The organism is Streptomyces sp. NPDC039480 (genome assembly GCF_055597165.1).
Genome location: NZ_JBVITX010000005.1, coordinates 285,997 through 308,563 on the forward strand (window position 1 = coordinate 285,997; position 22,567 = coordinate 308,563).

The following is a 22,567-nucleotide window of genomic DNA, read 5'->3' on the forward strand; positions in this document are numbered from 1 at the left end:
CACGGCACCCCCGCCACTGTGGTGACGGGGGTACATGGCGGTTGCCTCGCTCAGGCCGGGACGTCGCTCTCGCTCTCGCGCGGCAGGGCGAGGTCCATCCGGACCGGGCGGTTCTCGCCGGGGTGGGCCGCCGCCGAGGCCAGCGGCCCGTGACCCGCGGCGCGCACCGCCAGGACGTACGAACCGTCCCCGGGCACCGCCAGCTCGTACTGTCCGCCGTCGTCCGTCAGGGCCGCGCCCGCCTGCTGCCCCCTGCGGTCGATGAGCGTCACCTTCGCGCGGGGCACGGGCGTCCCGGCCGCGTCCCGCACCTGGCCGTGGAAGCCGGCGAGCGCCTCGGTGGCGCGCTCCAGGTTGGCGTCCTCCTCGCTGCTCGCCCGCAGTTGCGTGGTCGTGGAGCGGCGTGCGGAGGGCAGCAGCAGGGCGAAGAGCAGGCCGACGGCGACCGCTCCCGTGGCGATCAGGAACGAGACGCGGAAGCCGTGCATGGTGGGCACGGCGACGCCGCCGACGTGGTCCGCGGTGTTGGCGAGGACCATGCCGATCACGGCGCTCGACACCGACGTGCCGATCGAGCGCATCAGCGTGTTGAGGCCGTTGGCCGCGCCCGTCTCGGACGGGTCGACCGAGCCGATGATGAGGGCGGGCAGTGAGGAGTAGGCGAGGCCGATGCCCGCGCCGAGGAGCACCGAGATGACGACGGTCTGCCAGGCGGCGCTCATCAGGCCGAGGCCGGCGCCGTAGCCGATCGCGATGATCAGCATGCCGAGGATGAGGGTGACCTTCGGGCCGTACTTCGCCGAGAGGCGGGCGTAGACCGGGGCGGTGAACATCATCGTCAGGCCGAGCGGCATCACGCACAGGCCCGCGACGACCATCGACTGGCCGAGGCCGTAGCCGGTCGCCGAGGGCAGCTGGAGGAGCTGGGGCAGGACGAGCGAGACGGCGTAGAAGGCGACACCGACCATGATCGAGGCGAGGTTGGTGAAGAGCACCGAGCGGCGGGCCGTGGTGCGCAGGTCCACCAGCGGGGCCTTCAGGCGCAGCTCCATCACGCCCCACAGGACGAGGACGACGGCGGCGGCGCCGAAGAGGCCGAGCGTCAGGGCCGAGGACCAGCCCCAGTCGCTGCCCTTGGTGATGGGGAGGAGGAAGAGGACGAGGCCGGCGGAGAGTCCGAACGCGCCGAGTACGTCGAAGGTGCCCTGGGCGCGGACCGGGCTCTCCGGGACGAAGACGAGGGTCAGGACGATGGCGAGGACGCCGAGGCCCGCCGCGCCGAAGAAGAGGGCGTGCCAGTCGGCGTGCTGCGCGGTGAGCGCGGCGAGCGGGAGGGCGAGGCCGCCGCCGACGCCGATGGAGGAGCTCATCAGGGCCATCGCCGAGCCGAGCTTCTCGCGGGGCAGCTCGTCGCGCATCAGGCCGATGCCGAGCGGGATGGCGCCCATGGCGAAGCCCTGGAGGGCGCGGCCCACGATCATCACGATGAGGTTGTCGGTGAAACCGCAGACCAGTGAGCCGACGACCATCACGGCGAGGCTGCTGAGCAGCATCTTCCGCTTGCCGTAGAGGTCGCCGAGGCGGCCCATGATCGGCGTGGAGACGGCGCCCGCGAGCAGGGTCGACGTCATGACCCAGGTGGCGTTCGACGGCGAGGTGTCGAGCAGTGCGGGCAGGTCCTTGATGACCGGCACGAGCAGGGTCTGCATGACCGCGACGACGATGCCGGAGAAGGCGAGTACGGGGACGACTCCGCGTATGCCGCGTGGGTGGGTCGTCGACATCGACATAGGTGGGGGCCTCCGGCGGAAGGTCGGGTTCGGCAGGTACTTGTACGTCGAACCTGTATCCCGGGGCGACTATTCCGACGGATGTCGTACGAGGGGAATTCTTGACCCGCTGTTAACCGAGTCATCAGCTACCGGGGTGCCCCCCGCGTGCACGGCAACCCCACCTGACCTTCCGTCAGATTGCAACGTGTTCTACTCTGCCTCCGTCCCGGCAGCTGCCACCGGCGAGGATGCGCAGGGAGGTCGCGATGGGCATCGAAATCACGCGAGAACAAGGGGAGTTGGCATCGGCGACCCGCGGCTGGCTCACCCGCGCGGCATCCGCAGGGGAGGGCCCCACGCCCCTGGCAGCCTCCCCGCCTCAACACAGGTCCGGCTCAACGTCGTCGCCGAGCGGATCCTCGGTCTGCCCCGTGACTGATCCCGTGACCCGTCCCATGACTGGAGGACTTTCGTGAAGGCGTACGTCGTTGGTGTCGGGATGACCCGGTTCGAGAAGCCCGAGACGCGGGACTGGCAGTACTGGGACATGGCGAAGGAGGCCGGCGACAAGGCGCTCGCGGACGCCGGCATCACGTACGACCGCATCGAGCAGGCCGCCGTCGGCTACTGCTTCCAGGCCTCGACGGCAGGACAGCGCGCCGTCTACGAACTGGGCCTCACCGGCATCCCCGTCTACAACGTCAACAACAACTGCGCGACGGGGTCGACCGCGCTCATGCTGGCCCGCCAGTTCGTCGAGGGCGGCCTCAGCGACTGCGTGCTCGCGCTGGGCTTCGAGAAGATGACGCGCGGGGCGCTGGGAGGCGGGGGCGAGGGGGACTTCGCGACGTCTCCCGTCGCCCGCCACTACGGCGTCATGGCCGCGCGCCACGGCTTCGAGATGACCCCGCCCACCGCGCAGATCTTCGGCAACGCGGCCCGCGAGCACATGGAGAAGTACGGCACTACCGAGGCACAGCTCGCCGCGGTCGGCGCCAAGAACCACCGGCACTCGGTGAACAATCCGTACGCCCAGTTCCAGGACGCGTACACCGTCGACGAGATCCTCGCCGCCAGGACCATCCACCGCCCCCTCACCAAGCTCCAGTGCTCCCCGACGTCGGACGGCTCGGCGGCGGCGGTCGTGGTCTCGGAGCGGTTCGTGGAGCGGCACGGCCTCGCGGGGCGCGCGGTGGAGATCGCCGCCCAGGCCATGACCACCGACACCGGTGAGTCCTTCGCCTCCGGGTCCTGCGTCGACGCCGTCGGACAGCCGATGTCGCGGGAGGCGGCGCGCCAGGTGTACGAGAGGTCCGGGCTCGGCATCGAGGACGTGGACGTCGTCGAGCTGCACGACTGCTTCTCCGTCAACGAACTCCTGACGTACGAGGCGCTCGGCATGTGCGCGCCCGGCGAGTCGGGAGAGCTCGTCGAGAGCGGCGCGACGACGTACGGCGGACGCTGGGTCGTGAACCCCTCCGGCGGCCTCATCTCCAAGGGCCACCCGCTGGGCGCGACCGGCATCGCACAGATCGCCGAGCTGACCTGGCAGCTGCGCGGCGAGGCGGCGGCGCGCCAGGTCGAGGGGGCGCGGGTGGGGCTCGCGCACAACATCGGCCTCGGCGGGGCGGCGGTGGTGACACTGCTGCGCGGATAGGCGGCGGTGGTGACGCTGCCTCGCGGGTAGCGGGGCGGGCGGGGCGTTCGACCGGCGGGGCGTTCGACCTAGGCCTCTGGGACCAGAGGGGAAGGAGCGAACGCCCGATGCGTCGCTCGAATTCCGCTTGAGAGGATGGCTGTCATGGTCCAGACGCCCTCCACCACTTACACAGCCGGTACGGCCCCCGTATCCTCCCCCTCCCGGTCCGCTCGCTCGCCGCGGAAGCCCGTCCCGGTGTGGGCGGTCCTGCTCACCGCCTGCGCCGGCCAGTTCCTGGTCGTCCTCGACGTGTCCGTGGTGAACACCGCGCTGCCGTCGATGCGGTCCGACCTGGGCATGAGCGCCATCGGTCTGCAGTGGGTCGTCAACGCGTACTCCATAGCCTTCGCCGGTTTCATGCTGCTCGGCGGGCGGGCCGGGGACCTCTTCGGACGCAAGCGCATGTTCCTCGTGGGGCTCGGCCTCTTCACCGCCGCCTCCCTCGGCGGCGGCCTCGCGCAGGCCGAGTGGCAGCTCCTCGCGGCCCGGGCCGTGCAGGGCCTCGGCGCCGCGGTCCTCGCACCGTCGACGCTGACGATCCTCACCTCCGCGGTGCCCGAGGGCCCGGCGCGGGCGCGGGCCATCGGCGTCTGGTCGGCGGTCGGCGCGGGCGGCGGCGCGGCGGGCGGTCTGGTCGGCGGCGTCCTGACCGACCTGCTCTCCTGGCGCTGGGTGCTCCTGATCAACGTGCCGGTCGGCGCGCTGGTGATCGTCGCGGGCCTGGCCTGGCTCACCGAGAGCAGGGCCGACCGGACGCGCCGCCTGGACGTGCCGGGCGCGGTCCTCGTCACGGCCGGACTCGCCACCCTCGCGTACGGCATCGTGCAGACCGAGGAGAAGGGCTGGACGGCCGCGTCGACCCTGGTGCCCCTGGCCGCCGGGCTCGCGCTCCTCGCGGCCTTCCTCGTGGTGGAGTCGCGCACGAAGGCGCCGCTGATGCCGCTGAAGCTGTTCAAGGTGCGGACGGTGTCGGCGGCGAACGCCGCGATGTTCGTGTGCGGCGGCGGCATGTTCGCCATGTGGATGTTCATGACGCTCTACACCCAGAACGTCCTCGGTTACTCCCCGCTGAAGGCGGGCCTCGCCCTCATGCCGTCCTCGCTCACCGTCGTCCTCGGCTCGATGCTCGCGCCGCGCCTGATGCCGGTGATCGGCGCGAAGAGCGTCTCCGTCCTCGGCATCCTCGTGGCCGCGGCGGGCTTCGGCTGGCAGTCGCTCGCGATGACGGTCGACGGGGCGTACGTGACGTCGATCCTGCTGCCCGGCATGGCGATGATGCTCGGCGCGGGCCTCGCCACGACGCCGCTCGCCTCACTCGCCACCTCGGGCGCGGCGGCCGGCGACGCGGGGCTCGTCTCCGGCCTGGTCAACACCTCCCGCACGATGGGCGGCGCGCTCGGCCTCGCGGTGCTGTCCACGGTGGCCGCCGCGCAGATGAACGGCTCGGCGTCGCGGCAGGCGCTCACGGACGGATACGCGATGGCGTTCCGCACGAGCGGGTTCATTCTGCTGGCGGGTGTGGTGGTGCTGCTCCTGTGGATGCCGAAGCAGCGAAGCTCCTCACAGGACTGAGGGGGTGAGGGGGTGAGGGGAGAGGGACAGGGGGTCACAGCCACCCCTGCTGCCGGGCCTCCCGCACCGCCTCCATCCGGTTCCGCGTCCCCGTCTTGCCGATCGCGGCGGACAGATAGTTCCGTACGGTCGACTCCGACAGATGCAGCCTGCCCGCGATGTCGGCGACCGTGGCGCCGTCCACGGAGGCCTTGAGGACGTCGGCCTCGCGGCCGGTCAGGGGGTTCGGACCCGCGCTCAGCGCGGCCGCGGCGAGCGCCGGGTCGATCACCGTCTCGCCCCGCAGCGCCCGCCGGACCGCCTCGGCGAGCTCCTCGACGGGCCCGTCCTTGACCAGGAAGCCGACCGCGCCCGCTTCCATGGCCCGGCGCAGATAGCCGGGCCTGCCGAAGGTGGTGAGGATGAGGACCCGGCAGTCCGGGCACTCCTCGCGCAGCTCGGCCGCGGCGTCCAGGCCGCTGCGGCCCGGGAGTTCGATGTCGAGCAGCGCCACGTCCGGCCGGGCGGCCAGCGCCGCGTCCACGATCTCGTCGCCCGCCCCGACCTGCGCGACGACCTCGATGTCCGCCTCGAGCCCGAGCAACAGCGCGAGCGCACCCCGCATCATGCCCTGATCCTCGGCGAGGAGAACCCTGATGGAGCTGGTGGGGCGGTGGTCCTGCGGCATCTCGTTCACGGGGAACAGGGTATGACCGGTGTGGGTGCGCGCCGTCTCGTCCGGCGGCACCATGGCGGCATGGGCGGGGAATGGCTGACGCCCCTCATCACCGGCACAGCCGGGATCACAGGGGTGGTCTTCACCTGGCTGACCGGTGCGCAGGGCAGATCGCACACCGAGCGCATGGTCACTCAGGCACGGGAGGCGGAACAGCGTGCGCGTCTCCTCAAGGAGCGGAGAGACGCCTACTGGACCACGGAGAGACGGGTCGAGATGAGTGCCGATGCGCTGATCGGCCTCTTCACCTTCGGCAGCGACGAGGCCCGGGAGTTCATCCACGAGTGGCGTGCCGCCGCCGACCAGGAGGACCTGGCCAGGATGAACGACGTGGCCGAGAGGTTCCGGGCGCTGGTCAAGGACGAGTTGAGGGCCGGGTGGTGAGCCGCTCACCGCTCTTGCCTGGCGGGGGCGGGGGCCGCCTCGGTGGCCGGGAGGATCGCTGTGACGTGGAAGCCGGTGCCGGGGGTCGGGGTCGAGGTGAGGGAGCCGCCGGCTGTCGTGAGGCGTTCGGTCAGGCCCTTCAGGCCGGTGCCGGGTGCCCCGGCACCCCCGCCGCGGCCGTCGTCCGTGATGTCCAGGCGGGTCTGTTCGGGGGTGCCGGTGACCTCGATCTCGCAGTGGGTGGCGCCGGAATGGCGTACCACGTTCGTGGCGCACTCGCGGACCACCCAGCCGAGGAGCGCCGCGGTCTGCGGGGCGAGGGGCGGGCCCGACTGGCGTACGACCGTGTCGATGCCCGCCGCGCCGAGCAGATCGCGGGCGCGGTCGAGCTCCGTGGCGAGGCTCCCCTCGCGGTAGCCGGTGACGGCCTCGCGGATCTCGGTGAGCGCCTGTCGGCCGACGGACTCGATGTCGGCGACCTGGCCGAGCGCCGCGTCCAGATCGCGGGGGGCAAGGCGGCGGGTGGCCTCCGCCTTCACCACGATCACGGAGAGCGTGTGGCCGAGCAGGTCGTGCAGGTCCCGGGAGAAGCGGAGACGTTCCTTCTCGACGGCGGTACGGGCCAGTTCCTCGCGGGTGGCGCGGAGTTCACGGACGGCCTCGGACAGGGAGAGGATCGCGGCGGTCACCATCGTCGAGAGGAACGTGCCGTAGGCGATGTTCACCGCACCCCAGCCGTCCCGGAAGCCGCCGACGACCCCGGCGAGCGTGCTCAGGCCCAGCCCCACGGGGCCGAGGCCGCGCCCCCGCACGACGGCTCCGGTGGCGAGGCCGAGGAGGGGGAAGAACATCAGCCAGTTGCCGCCGTAGCCCGCGGCGAGGGCGACGGTGAGCACGGCCAGGGCGCCGAGGGCCCCGAACGTGGCGGGTGCCGTGCGCTTCTCCTTGTCGAAGGCACGGAACACGACGGCGATGTAGAGGGAGTTGAAGGCGAGCAGGCCCACGCCCGCGATCCACGGGTTGGGCGTCTTGCCCTGGAAAAGGTGCGAGAAGGCGCCCATGCCCATGAGCAGCCAGGGCAGCAGGGCGAAGCCGTTGGGCGGACCGAACTCGTGCGGAGGGATCTCGCCCGCCTTCTTCTTCGCGCGCCAGGCGGGCTTGGCCTCCGCCCACTCGGACTTCCACGCCCGGCGGGCGCGCCGCCACTCGTGCATCCGGCAGCTGACCTTGTTCTTCCAGGGCATGTCTACGTTCCTCGTCCTCCGGCTCGTACGGCTCGTACGGCTCGCGCGTCTCATACGGCTCGTACGGCTCACGCGGTGCGCGCGGCCCGCCGGTACGACACAACAGCGTACGAACCGAACGCGAGCAGCCAGCAGAGCAGGACCGCCACGGTGACGAGGCCCGGCGCCTCGTGCTCGGTCACCGCGACGCCGAGATCCGCGAACCGGTGGGTGGGCGTGTAGTCCGCGACGGTGCGCAGCCAGTCGGGGAACAGGACGGTCGGGAACCACAGGCCGCCGAGGACCGCGAGGCCGAGGTTGCAGGCGACGTTGACGACACCGGTGGACTGGGCGGTGAGGCGGTAGCCGTTGCCGAGCCCGAGGAAGGTGAACGGCAGCGAGCCGAGCCACAGCAGCAGCGTGGCCGCCGCCCACTGCCAGGCGTCCATGCGTACGCCGTTGACCAGGCCGCCCGCGACGAATACCGCGGCGATCGAGGGGAGCACGGTCACCGAACCGTTCAGGGCCCGGCCCGCGACGACCTGGCGCGGGGTCATCGGCGTGACCCTGAGCTGCCGCAGCCAGCCGACGGACTTGTCCTCGGCGACGCCGGTGCCGGCGTTCATGGCCGCGCCCAGCGCACCGTACGCGGCCATGCCGATCATCGACTGCGTCTTCCAGGCGTCCGCGTCGTCCCCGCCGACGTTGGTGAACAGCAGGTACATCATGACCGGCATCGCGACCGCCGAGATCACATAGCCGGCGTCCCGCAGCGTCCTGCGGATCTCGAGTCGGAGGTAGGCGAGCATCAGAAGGTCTCCAGAGCGGTCGGGGAGGCGGAGGCTGTCGGGCGGTCGGAGGTGAGGGCGAGGAACGCGTCGTCCAGGGAGGCCGGTGCGACCTCGAGACCCCGGATCGCGCCGAGCGAGGCGAGCGCGAGGACCGTCGCGTCCGAGTCGTCGGTACGCAGCCGGGCCCGGCCGCCCCGCACCTCCAGGGAGCGCACCCCGGGCAGCTCGGCGAGTCCGGCCGTGCCGCCGCCCGCCAGGTCGACGGAGACGAGGCTGCCGCCGGCGGCGCGCCGCAGCCGGTCCCCGGTGCCGTCGGCGACGACCCTGCCGCGGTCGAGGACGACGATCCGGTCGGCGTGCGCCTCGGCCTCCTCCAGGTAGTGGGTGGAGAAGAGGACGGTGTGGCCGCGCCGCGCGTAGGTGCGCATCGAGGTCCAGAAGGCGTTGCGGGCCTCTACGTCGAGGGCGGCGGTCGGCTCGTCCAGCACGAGCAGCGCCGGGTCGCCGACCAGCGCCACGGCGAACCGCACCCGCTGGCTCTGGCCCCCGGACAGCCGGTCCACGCGCCGGTCGGCGAGTCCGGCGATGCCCGCGAGGTCGAGGGCGCGGGCGACGGACATCGGCCGGGGGTACGTCCGGGCCACGAAGGAGACCAGTTCGCGGACGGTGACGCGCGGCACCTGGCGGCCCTCCTGCAGCATCGCGCCGACCAGGCCGGCGGCCACGGCGTGCGCCGGGGAGCGGCCGAAGAGCCGGACCGTGCCCGCGTCGGGGTCGTTCAGGCCGAGCAGGAGGGAGAGCGTGGTGGACTTGCCCGCTCCGTTGCGGCCGAGCAGCGCGACGGTCTCGCCCCGCCCGATCCGCAGGTCGACGCCGTCCACGGCGCGGACCCCGCCGAAGGTCTTGACGGCGCCTTCGAACGCCACGGCGGGCCCGCCCTCCGATGCGTTCGTCATGGCTGCGACTGATGTCTTCTTCATGACCACGACGCTACGAAGCCGGGGCGGGGCGGCGGCAGATGCGGTTGTACGGACCCGGCCGGTACAAATGTCACCGTCGCCGGTCGGCGGGTCCGGGATCTGACGTCGCGTCAGGAGGGTTCACAAGTGCTGGGGCCTCGGCTATACATGGGTTCGCCGGACTGGAACGCGTTCTAGAACCGGCCGGTTCGCGGACCGTTCGCGAAAGCGGCCTCCGGCCCTGTCACGACCTCGGTGCGGCCGACGGTGCGGACGGTCGCACCGAGGTCTTCTCCCGTCGGCCCAAGGAGCTGCCCCCCGATGCCCATCGACGCCGAGAAGGCCATGGCCGCCGAGCCCCGGTCCGCCGAGATCGCCTGGGACCACAAGGACGTCCAGCTCTACCACCTGGGCATCGGCGCCGGACTGCCCGCCACGGACCCGGCCGAGCTGCGCTACACCCTGGAGTCCCGGCTGCACGTCCTGCCCAGCTTCGCCACCGTCGCGGGCGCGGGCATGGGCGTCGTCGGCGGGCTCTCCGCACCCGGCATCGAGGTGGACCTGGCCGCAGTCCTGCACGGCGGCCAGAGCATCACGCTGCACCGCCCCATCCCGGTCAGGGGCGCGGCCGTCACCACCTCCCGGGTCGCCGCCGTCTACGACAAGGGGAAGGCCGCGATCCTCGTCCTGCGCTCCGAAGTCGCCGACGACGACGGCCCGTTGTGGACGAGCGACGCACAGATCTTTGTACGCGGCGAGGGCGGATTCGGCGGCGATCGCGGGCCCTCCACGCGTGCGCCCGCACCCGAGGGCGACCCCCACCTGGAGGTCGAGCGCCCCGTCCGCGAGGACCAGGCGCTCCTCTACCGCCTCTCCGGGGACTGGAACCCGCTGCACGCCGACCCCGAGTTCGCCGCGCTCGCCGGCTTCGACAAGCCGATCCTGCACGGCCTGTGCACCTACGGAATGACGCTCAAGGCCGTCGTCGACACCCAGCTCGGCGGGGACGTGACCCGCGTCCGCGGCTACAGCACCCGCTTCACCGGCGTCGTCTTCCCCGGCGAGACGCTGCGGATCCGCATGTGGCGCACCGAGGGCCGCGTCCAGGCCACGGTCACGGCGGTCGAGCGGGACGACGCGCCGGTCCTCGCCGACACGGTCGTCGAACACGCCTGAGGCGTCGAACGCGTCTGAGGCGTCGAATACGTCTTCGTACGAGAGGAGCCGCACCATGCGCGCAGCCGTACTGCACGAGACAGGCCAGGAGAAGCTCGAAGTCCTCGACGACCTGGAGACGGCGGGCTTCGGCCCCGGCAAGGTGAAGATCCGGGTCCGGGCGACCGGGCTCTGCCACTCCGACATCTCGGCGATGAGCGGTGTGCTACCGCAGCCCGCCCCCTTCGTCCCCGGCCACGAGGGCGCCGGCGAGATCGTCGACGTCGGCGACGGCGTGAGCGGCCTCGCCCAGGGCGACCGGGTCCTCCTCTGCTGGCTGCCCGCCTGCGGCACTTGCCCCGCCTGCAAACGCGGCCAGACCCACCTCTGTCTCGCCGGGTTCATGAACGCGGGCACCCCCAACTTCAAGCGCCCTGGCGGTGACGTCTTCGGTTTCGCGGGCACCGGCACGTTCGCCGAGGAGGTCGTCGTCGACGCCGGGTGCGCCGTGCCGATCCCGGACGACGTGCCCTTCGACATCGCGGCGCTGATCGGCTGCGGTGTGACGACGGGGCTCGGCGCGGCCGTCAACACCGCGGACGTGGCGGTCGGTTCGTCGGTCGCGGTGATCGGCTGCGGCGGCGTCGGCATCTCCGCGATCCAGGGCGCCCGGCTCAAGGGCGCGGCGCAGATCGTCGCGGTCGACCCGGTCGCGTCGCGCAGGGAGGCGGCGCTCGCGTTCGGCGCCACGGAGGCGGTGCCGCCCGACGAACTGGCCGACGCCAAGCAGCGGATCACCGCGGGCGAGGGCTTCGACTACGTCTTCGAGGTCGTCGGCAAGTCGGCCACGACCCGCACGGCGTACGAGACGACGCGGCGCGGCGGCACGCTCTGCGTCGTCGGCGCGGGCGCCATGGACGACCATCTCCAGCTCAACATGTTCGAGCTGTTCTTCGACGAGAAGCGCATCCTGCCCTCCATGTACGGCGGAGGGGACGTCCTCACGTCGTACGAGCGGGCCATCGCGCTCTGGCGGGCGGGACGCATCGACCTGACGGGGATGATCACGCACCGCGTGCAGCTCGCCGAGGTCAACGAGGCGCTGGACCAGATGCGCACGGGCGTCGCGCTGCGCACCTGCATAGAGATCTGACCCCGCAAGGCCCTACCTCCGCAAAGACCCAGTTTCGCCAGGACCAGCTCCGGAAGGACTTTGATGTCACTGCCACTTGAGGGTCTGTCCGCGATCGTCACCGGTGCGGGCCGCGGGCTCGGCCGTGCCGAGGCGCTGGAACTGGCCCGGCTCGGCGCGAGCGTCGTCGTCAACGACTTCGGGCAGCCGGGGCGCGACGGCTCGGGTGAGTCGTCGGCGGCGCCCGCCGAGGAGGTCGCGGCCGAGATCAGGTCGGCGGGCGGGCAGGCCGTCGCCCACACCGGCGACGTCGCGGACCACGAGCAGGCCCGCGGTCTGGTGCGGTCGGCGGTCGAGACGTACGGAAAGCTCGACATCCTGGTCAACAACGCGGGCATCCTGCGGGACCGGATGATCTTCTCGATGAGCGAGTCCGAGTGGGACTCGGTCATCCGCGTCCACCTCAAGGGCCACTTCAACACCACCCACTTCGCGTCGGCCCACTGGCGCGAGCGCTCCAAGGCGGCGGGCGGCCCGGTCCACGGCCGGATCGTCAACACCTCGTCCGAGGCCTTCCTCGCCGGGTCGGCGGGCCAGCCCAACTACGCGGCGGCGAAGGGCGGCATCGTCGGCCTGACGACGTCGACGGCGCTGGCCCTCGCCAAGTACGGGGTGACCGCCAACGCCATCTGCCCCCGGGCCCGTACGCGAATGACGGAGGACGTCTTCGCCGGGTTCGAGGAGCCGTCGGAAGGACGGCTCGACCCGCTGGCGCCCGAGCATGTCGCCCCGCTGGTGGGGTATTTGGCGTCACCCGCCGCGGGGCGGGTCAACGGCCAGCTGCTCGTCGTCCACGGCGGCATGGTGGCCGTCGTCGAGCGGCCCAAGGTGGCGGCGAAGTTCGACGCGGCGAAGGAGACGTTCACCTTCGACGAGCTGGACGGGGCGCTCTCCCCCTACTACGCGGAACGCCCGGCGAACGAGACGTTCGCGGCGGCGGAGGTCCTGGGCCTCAAGCGGGGCTGAGCCCACCCCGAGCCGGAGAGACGGAGAAAGGCCCCGCCCCGTGCCGCTCGTGACGGCGTGGGGCGAGACCTTTCTGCGACGAGCCACCCGGTGTCAGGACTGCTGGTCCTGCCTGCGGTGCCGCCCCCGCGGCGCCGTCGCCTCGTCGTGCTCGGCCACCGGTCCCCGGTGCCTGCCGGCGCCGGCGTGCGCGCCGGTGGGCACGGTCGCCGGCCGCTGTGGCGCGGTGTTCTGCTGTGTCTCCGTGACGGTCTCGGTCATAGTCAAGCCATTCACCCCGTAAAGAAGATCGTTCGTACAGCCGGGCGAGTCTAACCGCCCGCCGTCCGCCCGCCGAGGGGTGCCTGCTGCAGCGGTACGGGGCGTGCCGCCGCGGGCTTCGTGGGGTGCGCCGGAGGTGGCTGCGGGGTGGGTTCCGGGGTGGGGGCGGGGGCGGATGTGGAGGCGGGCGCGGGGTCGGGGGCGGGGGGTGCGGGGCCCCGCACCCGGGCCACTCCGCACGGCACCGCGCCCGTCGCGTACGGCAGGCACAGGGTGCCGTCCCGCGTCCACCACCCCGACCCGGTCAACCACCCCGGCGGCGCGGCCAGTTGCTGCACCTGCCGCCGGGCCGGCCGCCACAGCCCGAGCCAACTGCCCCCGCTTCCGCGGCCCGCACCGCCTCCTGCCGCCGGGCCGTCGATCCGCAGCGCCACCCCGCAGGACTCCGGCGTGAGCACCTGCCCCGGCTGGATCGCGAACGGTGTCGCCGTCAGGCCCGGCAGCCGCAGGCTCTCGGGGAAGCGGACCGGCCGCGTACCGCCGAGGACGCCCCAGCCCAGGCGGTGCTCGCCCGGGGCGTCGGAGCGGATCAGGAGCAGGCCGCTGCCCGCGTCGGCGAGCAGCAGCCGGTCGTCGCTGTCCTCGGAGATCTGGAGCAGCGGGGAGACCTCGCCGCCGCGCTCCAGGTCCACCGCGACCGTCTTGGTGCGGCCGTCCAGCTCGCGGTCCAGGGCGAGCAGCCGGTCCGTGCCGTCCAGCCAGACGCCGCCCGAACACCGGCCGGGCACCTCGGCGAGGTGCTCCGGCCCGAAGGAGCCGCCCGCCACCAGCCAGACGTCCGAGGCACGCGCGCCGGGTGCGAGGGCGTACGCGCGAGTGCCGCCCGGCGCGGGCGGCAGCAGGCTCAGCTCGCCGCACTCCACGGCCCCCAGCGGCACCTCACCGGTGGCCGGGCCCGTCGGGTACAGCAGGGCGAAGGTGTGCCGCTCGCCCACCACGCGGTGGATGAGGACACGGCCGTCGGCCATCGGGAGCACTTCCGTGGCCGGCTCCTCCGGCTGGTTGCCGGGCAGCGGCACGGCGTACGGCTCGGCGGAGCCGAGGGTCCAGCGTTCGGGATACCAGGAGTCCGGTGCGCCCGCGGCACGGGCGAGGCGCGCGGCGTACGACCCGTCCGCCGCGATCGTGCACCCCGCGGCGCGGGCGGGGGTACGGACGCGGGCGCGGGCCCGCGTCGGTGGCGGCGCCGGGGGCGCCGGTGGTGCTGGTGGCGCTGTCATCGTGGGTGTCACCTCCGGCCCCGAAGCTAGTTTTCGTACGCACTGACGTGGCACCGACGAGCGTCCGCTTCACACAGAAGGGTGGAGATGTCCGGATTCGCCTGAGGGGGCGGGAGCGGTTGTGCTGCGCGGGGCTCTTCCGCGCCGTCGGCCGGTCGCTCGCGCGGCTCGGCGCGCCCCCTGCTGAGGCCCTCCGTGGTGGTCCGGTAGCGGCGAGTGACGCACGACATGCCGAGGGCGGCGGGAAGGTAGCCTTTCTTCGTGCCCCGTCTGTCTGAAGTCATCGCCGCGCTCGACGCCCTGTGGCCCGCCGAACTGGCCGAGAGCTGGGACGCGGTCGGCACGGTGTGCGGAGACCCCGAAGCGGAGGTCTCCCGGGTCCTCTTCGCCGTCGACCCCGTCCAGGAGATCGCCGACGAGGCGGTCGCGCTGGGAGCCCAGCTCCTGGTCACCCACCACCCCCTCTATCTGCGGGGTACGACGACGGTGGCGGCGTCCACCTTCAAGGGCCGCGTCGTCCACGAGCTGATCAAGCACGACGTCGCGCTGCACGTCGCGCACACCAACGCCGACCGTGCCGACCCCGGAGTCTCCGACGCCCTCGCGGGCGCCCTCGACCTCCGCGTCGTACGCCCCCTCGTGCCGGACCCCGCCGATCCGCACGGCCGCCGCGGCCTCGGCCGGATCTGCGAACTCGACCACCCCCTGACCCTGAGCGAGCTGGCCGAGCGCGCCGCGAAGCGGCTGCCCGCCACCGCGCAGGGCATCCGCGTCGCCGGCGACCCCGCCGCGCCGATCCGTACCGTCGCGGTCAGCGGCGGCTCCGGCGACAGCCTCTTCGACGACGTGCGCGCCGCCGGCGTGGACGCCTTCCTCACCGCGGACCTGCGCCACCACCCGGCGTCCGAGGCCCGCGAACGCACGCCTCTCGCGCTGCTCGACGCGGCGCACTGGGCCACCGAGTGGCCCTGGTGCGAGCTGGCCGCAGCCCAGCTCGACGAGATTTCCGACCGGAACGGATGGGGACTGCGCGTCCACGTCTCGAAGACGGTCACCGATCCCTGGACCGCCCACGCGGCGTCCACCTCTGCCGACACCTCTCAATCCTCTGGAGCCCCCAACTGAACGCCGCGCCCGCCGACCAGATCCGACTGCTCGACGTCCAGGCCCTGGACGTACGCCTGCAGCAGCTCGCGCACAAGAAGAAGTCCCTGCCCGAGCACGCCGAGATCGAGTCGCTGACCAAGGACCTCACGCAACTGCGTGACCTGCTCGTCGCCTCGACGACCGAGGAGAGCGACTGCGCCCGCGAGCAGACCAAGGCGGAGCAGGACGTCGACCAGGTCCGTCAGCGCGCGGCCCGCGACCAGCAGCGCCTCGACTCCGGCGCGGTCACCTCCCCCAAGGACCTGGAGAACCTCCAGAAGGAGATCGTCTCGCTCGCCAAGCGCCAGGGTGACCTGGAGGACGTCGTCCTCGAGGTCATGGAGCGCCGCGAGTCCGCCCAGGAGCGGGTCGCCGAGCTCACCGAGCGGGTCTCCTCGGTCCAGTCGAAGATCGACGACGCGACGGGCCGGCGTGACGCCGCGTTCGAGGAGATCGACGGCGAGGCCGCGACCGTCGGCAAGGAGCGCGAGGTCGTGGCGGCCTCCATCCCGGCCGACCTGCTGAAGCTGTACGACAAGCTGCGCGTGAAGGAGGGCGGCGTCGGTGCCGCCAAGCTCTACCAGCGGCGCTGCGAGGGCTGCCGTCTGGAGCTCAACATCACCGAGGTCAACGAAGTGAAGGCGGCGTCCCCGGACACCGTGCTGCGGTGCGAGAACTGCCGCCGCATCCTGGTCCGTACGTCCGAGTCCGGCCTGTAAGGACCCTCTGGGATGCGGGAGTTCATCGTCGAGGCCGACGGCGGGTCACGGGGCAACCCGGGGCCCGCGGGCTACGGCTCGGTCGTCATCGACGCGGCCACGGGGGAGACCCTGATGGAGGCCGCCGAGTACATCGGCGTCGCGACGAACAACGTCGCGGAGTACAAGGGCCTGGTGGCCGGCCTCAAGGCCGCCCACCGGCTCGACCCGGCCGCCTCGGTGCACGTCCGCATGGACTCCAAGCTCGTCGTCGAGCAGATGTCGGGCCGCTGGAAGATCAAGCACCCCGACATGAAGCCGCTCGCGGCGGAGGCCGCACGGGTCTTCCCCGCCTCCCGGGTGACGTACGAGTGGATCCCCCGCGACCGCAACAAACACGCGGACCGACTCGCCAACGAGGCGATGGACGCGGGCAAGCGGGGCAAGCAGTGGGAGCCGTCGAACTCGACGGCGGCCCTCGACATGTCCGCTGCGCGGGCGGCGGCGGGGGCGCCGGGCCAGCCGGGTGACGCGGCTGGGACGCCGCCGGGCGACGCGGCGGCGGGCGCGGCGCTGGCGCGCGCGGCCCTGGCGACGGCGGCTCGGGGGACCCAGACTTCCGCCGGAACGACGACTCCGCCTGTGGGCGCTTCGGCTTCGGGCGGGGGTGCTGAGGGTTTGGATGCCTCCGCTTCGGCCCGGGGCGGTTCCATTTCGGGGCACGGCGCCTTCGCGTCCGCGCCTGCCGTCGAGCCGGTGCCCTCCGGCGCGCCCCTTCCCGCCTCCGGGGCGGGCACGGGGGAGCGCGTCGATGTTCGGGCGGCGCGGAATGTTTCCGCTTCGCCTGTGGGGTGGGCCGCGGCCGCTGATCTCGGTGCTCCCGCGACCTTCGTGCTGTTGCGGCACGGTGAGACCGCGCTCACGCCGCAGAAGCGGTTCTCCGGGAGCGGGGGGTCCGATCCCGGCCTGTCGGACGTGGGGCGTGGGCAGGCCGAGCGGGCCGCGGCCGCGTTTGCCGCGCGCGGCACCATCCAGGAGGTCGTCTCCTCGCCGCTCAGGCGCTGCCAGGAGACCGCCCGCATCGTCGCCGCCCGCCTGGGACTCGACGTACACCTCGAAGAGGACCTGCGCGAAACGGACTTCGGGGCCTGGGAGGGACTCACCTTCGGTGAGGCGCGCGAGCGCCACCCCGACGAGCTCAACGCCTGGCTCGCGTCCCCGGACGCGGCACCCCCGGGAGGCGAGTCCTTCGCGGCGGTCGCCCGCCGCGTCTCGGCGGCGCGCGACCGGCTGATCGGCGCGTACGCGGGACGCACGGTCCTGCTCGTCACGCACGTCACGCCCATCAAGACGCTGGTGCGGCTCGCGCTCGGCGCCCCGCCGGAGTCCCTGTTCCGCATGGAACTCTCGGCGGCATCGGTGTCTGCCGTGGCGTACTACGCCGACGGCAACGCCTCGCTCCGCCTCCTGAACGACACGTCGCACCTGCGCTAGCGCAGCGCCGCCGCCTCGCGTGCCAGGGACTCGACGCGGTCCCAGTCCTTGGCCGCGACCGCGTCGGCGGGAAGCATCCAACTGCCGCCCACACAGCCGACGTTCTTCAGCCCGAGGTACGTCGGCGCGGTGCCCGCCGTGATCCCGCCCGTCGGGCAGAACCGGGCCTGGGGGAGCGGGGCGCCCAGCGACTTCAGGTAGGCGGTGCCGCCGGCCGCCTCCGCCGGGAAGAACTTCATCTCCTGTACGCCGTGTTCGAGGAGCGCCACGACCTCCGAGGTCGTCGAGACGCCCGGCAGGAACGGCACGCCGGAGCCCTGCATCGCCGCCAGCAGCGACTCCGTCCAGCCGGGGCTGACGAGGAAGCGGGCCCCCGCCGCCACGGAGTCGGAGACGTGCCGCGCCGTGATGACGGTCCCCGCGCCGACCACCGCGTCCGGCACCTCGGCGGCGATCGCCGAGATCGCGTCGAGCGCGACCGGCGTCCGCAGGGTCACCTCGATCGCGGGCAGCCCGCCCGCGACCAGGGCCCGCGCCATGGGCACGGCGTCGTCGACGTCCGAGACGACGACTACGGGGATGACGGGGGCGAGGTCCAGTACGGAGGAGGTCATGAAGGCATCCTGCACCGGCGGGAACAGCATGCGCAAAGCCCATTGCACATGCTGCAATCCTTTAAGTCAGGGCCGGTCAGTGGATCTCCCGCACCACCACGTCCAGCGCCCACGGCTTGCCCGGCTTGGCGGGTGCCTCCGCCTCCACCACGTGCCCCAGGTCGCGCAGCGCCTCGACCAGCTCGGCGGGGTCCTTCGGCTCGGTCCCCGTGGTCAGCAGGGAACGGACGATGCGGCCCTTCGTCGCCTTGTTGAAGTGCGACACGACGGAACGCTTCTCGGTGCCGGTCTTCTCGTCGAGCTGCGCGTGCAGCACACGTACGGTCGCCGTCCGGCCGGCGAGCTCACCCTTCGGCTTCCACGCCGCCGCGTACGCGGACGACCGCAGGTCCAGGACGAGTCCGTCGCCGGCCGCGTCGGGCATGACGGAGGCCATCGGCGTACGCCAGTACGCGCCGAGGGCGCCGGTGCCCGGCAGCTTCACGCCCATCGAGCAGCGGTAGGAGGGGATTTTGTCGCCCACGCCGACGGCGCCCCACAGACCGGAGAAGACCAGCAGCGAGCGGGTGGCGCGGCGCTTGGCGGCGGCGTCGAGGGAGGCGAGGTCGAGGGCGTCGTACAGCACGCCGGTGTAGATCTCCCCGGCAGGGCGGGCGCCGGCCGTGCGCAGCCCGGCGTTCTTCGCGACCTCGCCACGCAGGCCTTCGCTGAGGCCGAGCACGGTGCGGGCCTTCTCCTCGTCCGCGGCGCACAGCTCGACGAGCTCGTCGAGAACGGTCTGCCGCGCGTCGGCGAGCCCCGGCAGTGAAAGGGACTCCGGCTTGAGGGGCGCGCCTCGGCCGGAGGGAGCCTTGCCTTCGGACGGCGGCAACAGGACGAGCACGATCGGACTCCTTAAGCGGTACGGGGGAGGGGTGCGGCCCCTGTAAAAGCGTACGGGTCGACTTCTGGCGTCTGCGCCTACGCTTCCTCTGTGGGGCGGGGCCGCGGGGGTATGTGCGTACTCGCCATCCCTGCGCCGCGCTGCCCGAACAAAGACGCCATGGTGGGCTCGGTGCTCCGTTCGCACATACCCCCACGTCCCCTCGGGCGCGCTGGCGGCTGCGGCCCGGTGGCGGGCCTTGCCCCGTTCCCGTGGGCCGTCGCGGGGGCACCTCCGCCCATGCCTCGGTGGGCCGCTGCGGGCGCCCACCCGCCTACCCGCCCCACTCCCACGGGACGTCGCGGGGGTACCCCCACCCACCCGCCCTTACCCCCGCAGGATGTCGCGGGGTGATTCCCACCCACCCGCCCTGACCCCCGCGAGACGTCGCGGGGGAACACCCGCCCACCCGCCCCTACCCCCGCGAAACGGCGCGGGGCAAACGGGTGGGTGGGAGGCATCCGCCGCGAAGCGGCGGGCTTGGGGCTCCTACCCCCGCAGGACGGCGCAGAACAGACCCACCCACCCGCCCCTACCCCGGCGGGACGTCGCAGGGGCAGAGCCCACCCGCCCCGGGCCCGGGCCCGGAAGCGGCGGACGGCCGGCGATGAGAGAAGAGCAAGCGCGTGCCGGAAGACCGGCGCGGCCCTACGCTCGGGACATGCCCCGCCGCCACCTCCACATCCCCACCACCCCCGACGCCCCGCTGCGCACCGCGCTGCGTGATCTGCGTACGAGACTGGACGTGCCCGGCGACTTCCCCGCCGACGTCCTCGCGGAGGCGGAGCGCGCCGCCGCCGCGCCCCGGCTGCCGGAGTACGACGCCACGGACATCCCTCTCTTCACCGTCGACCCGCCCACCTCCGTCGACCTGGACCAGGCCATGCACCTGGCGCGGCGCGACGGCGGCGGCTTCCGGGTGAGGTACGCGATCGCGGACGTAGCCGCGTATGTCGCGCCGGGCGGTCCGCTGGACGCCGAGGCGCACCGGCGGGTCACGACCCTGTACTTCCCCGACGGGAAGGTCCCGCTGCACCCCGCCGCGCTGAGTGAGGGCGCCGCCAGCCTGCTGCCGGGCCAGAGCTGTCCCGCCGTGCTGTGGACCGTCGACCTCGACGCGGACGGGCGTGCCGTGGCGACCGACGTGCGCCGTGCCCTCGTACGCAGCCGGGCGAAGCTCGACTACGAAGGCGTGCAGAAAGCCATCGACGACGGCACCGCGGAGGAGCCGGTCGCGCTGCTGCGGGACATCGGGCTGCTCCGCGAGCGGCAAGAGGTCGAGCGGGGCGGGATCTCGCTCGGCGTGCCCGAGCAGGAGATCGTCGAGCACGACGGAACGTACGAACTCGCCTTCCGCGCCCCGCTCCCCGCCGACGGCTGGAACGCGCAGATCTCCCTGCTCACCGGCATGGCCGCCGCCGAGCTCATGATCGCCTCGGGTGCGGGCATCCTGCGGACGCTGCCGAGCGCCCCCGACGGAGCCGTGGGCCGGCTGCGCCGCACCGCGAAGGCGCTGCACATCGACTGGCCCCACCACATGCCGTACGCACGGCTCGTACGCTCCCTCGACCCGCGCGAGCCGCACCACGCCGCCTTCCTCCAGGAGTGCACGACGCTGCTGCGCGGCGCGGGCTACACACCGTTCAGCGGTGGCAGGATCCCCGAGCTCACCACCCATGCCGCGGTCGCCGCCCCCTACGCTCACTGCACCGCCCCCCTGCGCCGCCTCGTCGACCGTTACGCCTCCGAGCTCGCCCTCGCGGCCTGCGCCGACGCGCCGCCCCCGGAGTGGGTGCTCGCCGGCCTGGACGAGCTGCCGAAGGAGATGGCGGACGGGGCGCGGCGCGGCAACACCGTGGAGCGGGAGTGCGTGGACATCGTCGAGGCCGCTCTGCTGAAGGAGCGGGTCGGGGAGGTCTTCGACGCGGTGGTGGTGGACGTGAAGGAGAGCGAACCGGCCGCCGGTACCGTGCAGTTGACCGACCCGGCGATCGTGGCCCGCGTCGTGGGCGGCTCGGCGGAGTTGCCGTTGGGGGAGCGGGTGCGGGTCCGGCTCACCCAGGCCGACCCCGGCACGGCGAAGGTTCAGTTCGCCCCTGTGTGAGGGCGGTTGCGGTCGAGCGCCGCGAGGCGTTCCCGCAGCGCCGTGAGGAGTTGGGCCGGGTCGTCCGCGTGCAGCCGGACCGTCGTCACCTCGCGCCGCTTCCCCAGGAAGCCGACGTCGGTGACGGGCCGGGCGAGCTCCAGGGTGAGTGAGGTCGTCGACGCGACCGGCATGTCGAGCACGCCGTCGGCGGCCTCGTGCGTGAACAGGCGCTCGGCACGTACGGCGGAGATCAGCGCCAGCGGTATCCGCAGGTCCCGGTGCGCGCCCTGGCGCACCCGCAGTGCGTCCCGCGAGAGCACGTGCGGGCGGGTCACGGACGCGGCGTGGATGCCGATCATCAGGACCACGCTGTAGACGTCGACGACCAGCACGACGGCGTGGAGGGTCGGCCAGTGCCGCAGCAGCACGGACATCCCGAACGCCTCGACGACACAGACGAAGGTCAGGCCGTACATGATCGCCGCCTGCCCGCGGGCGTGCCCGAAGGCACGGTCGCCGACCGCCGGACGCACCCCGTGCTGCCGCCGGGCCACCCACATCAGGAGGCTGGTCAGGACGCGCACCTCATGCCCGACGAGCCGCCGAAGGGGTGCGGGCACGGCCGCCCGAAGGACCTTCGCCACCCAGGCACCCCCTGTTCGCGGACTCATCCCGACCCCCTCCCTTCCGCCGGCCCTTCCGCCGCCCCTCCCGACCCCTCGTCCGCCCTCTCGTCCGCTTCTGTTCCGCGGCGCACCAGCAGCCGCATCGCGCGGCGTACGGCCTCGGCCTGCGCGGGTGCGAGGTCGGCGAAGAACGCTTCGAGGAACCCGTCGTCGCGGCTCCCGCGGCCCTCCGCGAGCGCCTCGGCGCCCTCGGTCCCCAGCTCCGCCAGGAGCGAGTCCGGCAGCGCGTCGGCGAGGGTTCGGGCTGCCTCGTCCACGGCGGCATCCGTGCCGGGGGCGGCGAGGTCGGCCTCGGCGAGGGCGTCGAGCCGCGCGTACACCTCGTGGGCCCGCTCCACCGCACCGGGCGTGCCGAGCGCCGGCCGCATCGCGGCGAGGAAGGCGTCCCGGTCCTCCGGCGAGGCGGTGGTGTCGAGCAGGACGAGGAACTCGCGGTCCTTCGCGGCCATCACGGACTCCGGGCCCTGCCGCCCCTCCGACGCACGGGCCATCTCGCCGAAGAAGTCGGCCAGTTCGGGGGAGACGGGGCCCTCGGGCGACAGGCGGCCGCGCTCCGCGTCGTCGAGCAGGGCCCGCAGCCGCGCCCTGTGCTCCCGGATGGCGGTCTCCTGCCGGGCGAGGTCCGCGTCCAGTTCGGTGAGGACCTCGGCGAGCTCGCGGCCCGCGTCGGCCGCGAGCACGTCCCGCACCTCGGCGAGACCCAGACCGAGCTCGGTCAGCCGCCGGACGCGGGCCAGCACGACGGCGTGCCGCAGCCCGTACTCGCGATAGCCGTTGGGCCGCCGCTCGGGCTCCGGCAGCAGACCCTGGTGGTGGTAGTGCCTGATGGCACGCGTGGTGACGCCGACCAGGCCGGCGAGTTCTCCGATCCGCATGACCTCAGTAGAAACGTTGACGCTGCGGCAAGGTCAAGCACGCACGACGGCGAGTGCAAGGGCGAGGACGAGCGCGA

At 73.0% G+C, this 22,567-nt stretch carries 21 protein-coding genes; 10 read left to right on the forward strand and 11 right to left on the reverse strand.

All coding sequences use genetic code 11. The features are described from left to right. Nucleotides 1-50: 50 nt before the first annotated feature. Nucleotides 51-1,790: an MFS transporter gene (locus tag ACZ56E_RS18245; RefSeq protein ID WP_471215220.1), complete on the reverse strand. Its 1,740-nt coding sequence runs from the start codon at nucleotides 1,788-1,790 to the stop codon at nucleotides 51-53. A gap of 454 nt (nucleotides 1,791-2,244) precedes the next feature. Between ACZ56E_RS18245 and ACZ56E_RS18250 the strand changes: the two genes are divergently transcribed. Together ACZ56E_RS18250 and ACZ56E_RS18255 are read left to right on the forward strand one after the other, a co-directional pair. Beyond that, nucleotides 2,245-3,429 carry a lipid-transfer protein gene (locus ACZ56E_RS18250; RefSeq protein WP_471215222.1) on the forward strand — a complete coding sequence of 395 codons (1,185 nt, stop codon included), beginning with the start codon at nucleotides 2,245-2,247 and terminating at the stop codon, nucleotides 3,427-3,429. 135 nt (nucleotides 3,430-3,564) lie between these two features. Continuing rightward, nucleotides 3,565-5,043: an MFS transporter gene (locus tag ACZ56E_RS18255; protein WP_471215224.1), complete on the forward strand. Its 1,479-nt coding sequence runs from the start codon at nucleotides 3,565-3,567 to the stop codon at nucleotides 5,041-5,043. 34 nt (nucleotides 5,044-5,077) lie between these two features. Here the strand turns inward: ACZ56E_RS18255 and ACZ56E_RS18260 are convergent, their stop codons facing one another. Then, nucleotides 5,078-5,710 (reverse strand): response regulator, encoded by a 633-nt coding sequence (locus tag ACZ56E_RS18260; protein WP_471215676.1) that lies wholly within the window; start codon nucleotides 5,708-5,710, stop codon nucleotides 5,078-5,080. 21 nt (nucleotides 5,711-5,731) lie between these two features. Here ACZ56E_RS18260 and ACZ56E_RS18265 point away from each other — a divergent pair, with 21 nt between their 5' ends. After that, nucleotides 5,732-6,142, forward strand: coding sequence for a hypothetical protein (locus tag ACZ56E_RS18265; protein WP_471215226.1), 411 nt, complete (start codon nucleotides 5,732-5,734; stop codon nucleotides 6,140-6,142). Between the two features lie 5 nt (nucleotides 6,143-6,147). Here the strand turns inward: ACZ56E_RS18265 and ACZ56E_RS18270 are convergent, their stop codons facing one another. The 3 genes from ACZ56E_RS18270 to ACZ56E_RS18280 all read right to left on the reverse strand — a co-directional run bounded on the left by ACZ56E_RS18270 (nucleotide 6,148) and on the right by ACZ56E_RS18280 (nucleotide 9,136). Beyond that, nucleotides 6,148-7,386, reverse strand: coding sequence for a sensor histidine kinase (locus tag ACZ56E_RS18270; protein ID WP_471215228.1), 1,239 nt, complete (start codon nucleotides 7,384-7,386; stop codon nucleotides 6,148-6,150). A 68-nt stretch (nucleotides 7,387-7,454) separates the two neighbouring features. Continuing rightward, nucleotides 7,455-8,174, reverse strand: coding sequence for an ABC transporter permease (locus ACZ56E_RS18275; RefSeq protein ID WP_471215231.1), 720 nt, complete (start codon nucleotides 8,172-8,174; stop codon nucleotides 7,455-7,457). Next, nucleotides 8,174-9,136 (reverse strand): ABC transporter ATP-binding protein, encoded by a 963-nt coding sequence (locus ACZ56E_RS18280; RefSeq protein ID WP_471215233.1) that lies wholly within the window; start codon nucleotides 9,134-9,136, stop codon nucleotides 8,174-8,176. The genes ACZ56E_RS18275 and ACZ56E_RS18280 overlap by 1 nt, the downstream gene beginning before the upstream one ends. A 300-nt stretch (nucleotides 9,137-9,436) precedes the next feature. Between ACZ56E_RS18280 and ACZ56E_RS18285 the strand changes: the two genes are divergently transcribed. The 3 genes from ACZ56E_RS18285 to ACZ56E_RS18295 all read left to right on the forward strand — a co-directional run bounded on the left by ACZ56E_RS18285 (nucleotide 9,437) and on the right by ACZ56E_RS18295 (nucleotide 12,428). Continuing rightward, entirely contained in the window at nucleotides 9,437-10,291 is an 855-nt protein-coding gene (locus ACZ56E_RS18285; RefSeq protein ID WP_471215237.1) for a MaoC/PaaZ C-terminal domain-containing protein, read from the forward strand. Between the two features lie 55 nt (nucleotides 10,292-10,346). Continuing rightward, nucleotides 10,347-11,423, forward strand: coding sequence for a Zn-dependent alcohol dehydrogenase (locus ACZ56E_RS18290; protein WP_471215239.1), 1,077 nt, complete (start codon nucleotides 10,347-10,349; stop codon nucleotides 11,421-11,423). A gap of 63 nt (nucleotides 11,424-11,486) precedes the next feature. Continuing rightward, a complete protein-coding gene (locus tag ACZ56E_RS18295; RefSeq protein ID WP_471215241.1) occupies nucleotides 11,487-12,428 on the forward strand; it encodes a 3-oxoacyl-ACP reductase in 942 nt (313 codons plus the stop codon). A 93-nt stretch (nucleotides 12,429-12,521) separates the two neighbouring features. Here ACZ56E_RS18295 and ACZ56E_RS18300 read toward each other — a convergent pair whose 3' ends face one another. Both ACZ56E_RS18300 and ACZ56E_RS18305 read right to left on the reverse strand, forming a co-directional pair. Then, entirely contained in the window at nucleotides 12,522-12,695 is a 174-nt protein-coding gene (locus ACZ56E_RS18300; RefSeq protein WP_468600532.1) for a hypothetical protein, read from the reverse strand. A 44-nt stretch (nucleotides 12,696-12,739) separates the two neighbouring features. Beyond that, on the reverse strand, nucleotides 12,740-13,969 hold the full coding sequence (locus ACZ56E_RS18305; protein ID WP_471215243.1) for a hypothetical protein: 1,230 nt from the start codon (nucleotides 13,967-13,969) through the stop codon (nucleotides 12,740-12,742). A 261-nt stretch (nucleotides 13,970-14,230) separates the two neighbouring features. Here ACZ56E_RS18305 and ACZ56E_RS18310 point away from each other — a divergent pair, with 261 nt between their 5' ends. The 3 genes from ACZ56E_RS18310 to ACZ56E_RS18320 are packed head-to-tail and all read left to right on the forward strand — an operon-like array spanning nucleotide 14,231 to nucleotide 17,307. After that, a complete protein-coding gene (locus ACZ56E_RS18310; protein ID WP_471215245.1) occupies nucleotides 14,231-15,094 on the forward strand; it encodes a Nif3-like dinuclear metal center hexameric protein in 864 nt (287 codons plus the stop codon). Beyond that, on the forward strand, nucleotides 15,091-15,834 hold the full coding sequence (locus tag ACZ56E_RS18315) for a zinc ribbon domain-containing protein (RefSeq protein WP_468601784.1): 744 nt from the start codon (nucleotides 15,091-15,093) through the stop codon (nucleotides 15,832-15,834). The genes ACZ56E_RS18310 and ACZ56E_RS18315 overlap by 4 nt, the downstream gene beginning before the upstream one ends. 12 nt (nucleotides 15,835-15,846) lie before the next feature. After that, a complete protein-coding gene (locus ACZ56E_RS18320) occupies nucleotides 15,847-17,307 on the forward strand; it encodes a bifunctional RNase H/acid phosphatase (RefSeq protein WP_471215248.1) in 1,461 nt (486 codons plus the stop codon). On the opposite strand, the gene eda is transcribed toward ACZ56E_RS18320, so the two are convergent. Next, entirely contained in the window at nucleotides 17,304-17,921 is a 618-nt protein-coding gene (gene eda / locus ACZ56E_RS18325; protein WP_471215250.1) for a bifunctional 4-hydroxy-2-oxoglutarate aldolase/2-dehydro-3-deoxy-phosphogluconate aldolase, read from the reverse strand. The genes ACZ56E_RS18320 and eda overlap by 4 nt on opposite strands. A gap of 76 nt (nucleotides 17,922-17,997) precedes the next feature. Continuing rightward, complete coding sequence (yaaA, locus tag ACZ56E_RS18330; RefSeq protein ID WP_471215252.1) at nucleotides 17,998-18,804, reverse strand: peroxide stress protein YaaA; 807 nt, start codon at nucleotides 18,802-18,804, stop codon at nucleotides 17,998-18,000. Nucleotides 18,805-19,504: 700 nt separating this feature from the next. Between yaaA and ACZ56E_RS18335 the strand changes: the two genes are divergently transcribed. Next, complete coding sequence (locus ACZ56E_RS18335; RefSeq protein ID WP_471215254.1) at nucleotides 19,505-20,947, forward strand: RNB domain-containing ribonuclease; 1,443 nt, start codon at nucleotides 19,505-19,507, stop codon at nucleotides 20,945-20,947. Here the strand turns inward: ACZ56E_RS18335 and ACZ56E_RS18340 are convergent. Together ACZ56E_RS18340 and ACZ56E_RS18345 are read right to left on the reverse strand one after the other, a co-directional pair. Beyond that, nucleotides 20,929-21,600, reverse strand: a complete 672-nt coding sequence (locus ACZ56E_RS18340) for a hypothetical protein (RefSeq protein WP_471215257.1) — start codon at nucleotides 21,598-21,600, stop codon at nucleotides 20,929-20,931. The two genes, ACZ56E_RS18335 and ACZ56E_RS18340, sit on opposite strands and share 19 nt — an antisense overlap. After that, on the reverse strand, nucleotides 21,597-22,490 hold the full coding sequence (locus ACZ56E_RS18345) for a MerR family transcriptional regulator (protein ID WP_471215259.1): 894 nt from the start codon (nucleotides 22,488-22,490) through the stop codon (nucleotides 21,597-21,599). The genes ACZ56E_RS18340 and ACZ56E_RS18345 overlap by 4 nt, the downstream gene beginning before the upstream one ends. Nucleotides 22,491-22,567: the final 77 nt, after the last annotated feature.

Excerpts from the sequence above, each read along its gene's own strand:
- ACZ56E_RS18245 (WP_471215220.1), bottom strand. The coding sequence starts at position 1,790 with ATGTCGATGTCGACGACCCACCCACGCGGCATACGCGGAGTCGTCCCC.
- ACZ56E_RS18255 (WP_471215224.1), top strand. The coding sequence starts at position 3,565 with ATGGCTGTCATGGTCCAGACGCCCTCCACCACTTACACAGCCGGTACG.
- ACZ56E_RS18260 (WP_471215676.1), bottom strand. The coding sequence starts at position 5,710 with ATGCCGCAGGACCACCGCCCCACCAGCTCCATCAGGGTTCTCCTCGCC.
- ACZ56E_RS18265 (WP_471215226.1), top strand. The coding sequence starts at position 5,732 with ATGACCGGTGTGGGTGCGCGCCGTCTCGTCCGGCGGCACCATGGCGGC.
- ACZ56E_RS18270 (WP_471215228.1), bottom strand. The coding sequence starts at position 7,386 with ATGCCCTGGAAGAACAAGGTCAGCTGCCGGATGCACGAGTGGCGGCGC.
- ACZ56E_RS18275 (WP_471215231.1), bottom strand. The coding sequence starts at position 8,174 with ATGCTCGCCTACCTCCGACTCGAGATCCGCAGGACGCTGCGGGACGCC.
- ACZ56E_RS18280 (WP_471215233.1), bottom strand. The coding sequence starts at position 9,136 with ATGAAGAAGACATCAGTCGCAGCCATGACGAACGCATCGGAGGGCGGG.
- ACZ56E_RS18285 (WP_471215237.1), top strand. The coding sequence starts at position 9,437 with ATGCCCATCGACGCCGAGAAGGCCATGGCCGCCGAGCCCCGGTCCGCC.
- ACZ56E_RS18290 (WP_471215239.1), top strand. The coding sequence starts at position 10,347 with ATGCGCGCAGCCGTACTGCACGAGACAGGCCAGGAGAAGCTCGAAGTC.
- ACZ56E_RS18295 (WP_471215241.1), top strand. The coding sequence starts at position 11,487 with ATGTCACTGCCACTTGAGGGTCTGTCCGCGATCGTCACCGGTGCGGGC.
- ACZ56E_RS18305 (WP_471215243.1), bottom strand. The coding sequence starts at position 13,969 with ATGACAGCGCCACCAGCACCACCGGCGCCCCCGGCGCCGCCACCGACG.
- ACZ56E_RS18320 (WP_471215248.1), top strand. The coding sequence starts at position 15,847 with ATGCGGGAGTTCATCGTCGAGGCCGACGGCGGGTCACGGGGCAACCCG.
- eda (WP_471215250.1), bottom strand. The coding sequence starts at position 17,921 with ATGACCTCCTCCGTACTGGACCTCGCCCCCGTCATCCCCGTAGTCGTC.
- ACZ56E_RS18335 (WP_471215254.1), top strand. The coding sequence starts at position 19,505 with ATGCCCCGCCGCCACCTCCACATCCCCACCACCCCCGACGCCCCGCTG.
- ACZ56E_RS18340 (WP_471215257.1), bottom strand. The coding sequence starts at position 21,600 with ATGAGTCCGCGAACAGGGGGTGCCTGGGTGGCGAAGGTCCTTCGGGCG.
- ACZ56E_RS18345 (WP_471215259.1), bottom strand. The coding sequence starts at position 22,490 with ATGCGGATCGGAGAACTCGCCGGCCTGGTCGGCGTCACCACGCGTGCC.